Here is a 2,012-nt window from a genome sequence, read left to right as displayed (position 1 = left end):
GATATAGCGAAAGCGTGAAGGGCAAAATGGATAAGGTAAATAAAATCAAACATAGAAATCTGGAAGCGCAATTTTGTATAGCAAGAGGAAAAGATGAGTTGTTATCTGATAGCAAAGGATATTCATAAGATTGGCTGCTTGGCTTTAAAACTGCGGCATGGTGCAGAGCTAGTGGCTCTGAAGAGAGAATTGATCGATGTGATTGGACTGGAACTAATTGAGCTTGTTACGATCAGTAGACCATCTGCGTATGGAGAATATGAACCATACACATTTTTTGAAGATGCTGAAGAGTTTAAAAAGGCAGTGTTATCCTTGCATTCAACTGATGGGTGAATGCGATTCAAATCCTTCTGTTCTAGAATAATAGGCAGAAGGATTTTTCTATTTTTTATAGGTTTTAGACCGTTACCAGACGACGTGGCTCTTGCAATAAGTAAGAGATATCAGCTGTTCAGGTGAGGATTGTGTAGCAGGAAGTATTTAGGAGCAGGAGAATAATGGAACAGAAGGAAATTGAAAAACAAAGGTTAATCGGAAAGCAATTGATGATTGTTGATCTAATACATGAAGAGAATGACAAGGCATCTAGAACAGGTTTTTCATTTGTCTCAAGGGATAAGCTTGGTAAATGGGCAAGAATGGAAAAAGATGAAATCGCTAAAATTATCGACACCTGCTCTTATATGGATGATTTTACTATGCAATGTGATGCTGCCAGAGATATTGCTTATAATCTAGACGGTTCGGTTGGGAGCAACGCTTATTTATTTTATTTAAGCACATATAGGCGATTTTGGTATTTGACACTGACATACTTAGATAAAGGCTCTTTTGATGATTATTGCAGTAAAAATGCGCAGAAGAACTATGACGAATATATGAAAAAACACCAAGAATATCCGGTAGATGAAGGCGTGGCTAATGCAGATTTATTTAAAACAGTATTGGAACACTATGTCAGGTGGTTCGTGAACTGTTTTAAAAACGCCCTGGAAGATGGATATGATTGGGATGTTGTGACCAGAATGGCTAGGATTGAGATTTCTCAGGAAAGATTTCAGATATTAGAACAGATTTGACGGATCTGTTGTGCTGTGTAAGGAGAAGAGAATCTATGTATACTCTGTGTATGGATTTTGCAAAAAGATTTCCTAATGTCGAAAAAACTGAATATTTTAGTTCCGCGGACAGTATAAGGATATATGGAAGTGCATACATATTTGACGAGGATACATCGTATATTACTGATATTATTCCCAATACTATGTTTGGGAGAAATTGCAGTAACAATTGGGATTGCGAAGATGGATGGGATCGTTATGAAAGCTACTCGGTCATATTGCATCATGGCAGTAGGTGCAGAACCGGTGAATTCAGTACGGGTAAAGAGTTGGAAGATCTTATACATGAATTGTTCGATACCGATGATCCTGCGGGATTTTTTTATCAAATTCTAATATTGATGAATATCATGAAAGGGCTGATAAATTCTTTTCTTCCTTGGTGCATCAGCTAGAAGAAAGAGAAATCTTGGACATTGTTAATATAGATTATCTGTTAAAAACTGTGACTGTAGTATTCAATAATCAGAAAAATATGTGGAGGTTGAGCGTGGAAACAAAGAAGGAAATAGTGCCATTACCTGAAGGCAGGTACATGTTTACACCATTTATTCGTGCTGTTGAAAGAGACAATCCTGCATATGTTCATTGTAGTGATATTTATTCTGTAGTTACAGCTGATAATGCTGAGGATTTTATTGATCAAATCTTAAATCCTCGAAATGAAGAATGCATGAACATTAACGAAATAGTGGATGTTATTAGCGGAGTGTAATAAAGCCGAAGAACCCATAAATCAAAAATTTTATTTTATATAAAAAATATCGGGACATGTGAAACCGAACTTCCATGTCCCAAGTATCCGAGGATACAAGTTTTCTGTGGCAGGTAGAATCTGTCTCCTTAAAGACGCTCTTGTCAGTCTATAACAATTAACAATAACCTATA

The 2,012-nt window shown here is 36.4% G+C and carries 4 protein-coding genes; all 4 read left to right on the top strand.

Annotated elements, in window-relative coordinates; translation table 11 throughout:
- Positions 1 to 93: 93 nt before the first annotated feature.
- The 4 genes from T501_RS19350 (at position 94) to T501_RS19335 (ending at position 1,839) form a co-directional block, all read left to right on the top strand.
- Complete coding sequence (locus tag T501_RS19350) at positions 94 to 336, top strand: DUF6718 family protein (protein WP_044917159.1); 243 nt, start codon at positions 94 to 96, stop codon at positions 334 to 336.
- Positions 337 to 500: 164 nt separating this feature from the next.
- A complete protein-coding gene (locus T501_RS19345; protein WP_044917157.1) occupies positions 501 to 1,082 on the top strand; it encodes a hypothetical protein in 582 nt (193 codons plus the stop codon).
- A gap of 50 nt (positions 1,083 to 1,132) precedes the next feature.
- Positions 1,133 to 1,519, top strand: coding sequence for a hypothetical protein (locus T501_RS19340; protein ID WP_207641204.1), 387 nt, complete (start codon positions 1,133 to 1,135; stop codon positions 1,517 to 1,519).
- A 95-nt stretch (positions 1,520 to 1,614) separates the two neighbouring features.
- On the top strand, positions 1,615 to 1,839 hold the full coding sequence (locus T501_RS19335) for a hypothetical protein (RefSeq protein WP_044917153.1): 225 nt from the start codon (positions 1,615 to 1,617) through the stop codon (positions 1,837 to 1,839).
- Positions 1,840 to 2,012 lie beyond the last annotated feature (173 nt).

Source organism: Butyrivibrio sp. WCE2006 (genome assembly GCF_000701985.1).
GTDB lineage: Bacteria > Bacillota > Clostridia > Lachnospirales > Lachnospiraceae > Butyrivibrio.
This window is presented reverse-complemented; position numbering and strand designations above follow the sequence as displayed.

Bases quoted from the DNA above. Each gene is read 5' to 3' on its own strand.
- T501_RS19340 (WP_207641204.1), top strand. From the start codon at position 1,133: ATGGATTTTGCAAAAAGATTTCCTAATGTCGAAAAAACTGAATATTTT.
- T501_RS19345 (WP_044917157.1), top strand. From the start codon at position 501: ATGGAACAGAAGGAAATTGAAAAACAAAGGTTAATCGGAAAGCAATTG.
- T501_RS19350 (WP_044917159.1), top strand. From the start codon at position 94: ATGAGTTGTTATCTGATAGCAAAGGATATTCATAAGATTGGCTGCTTG.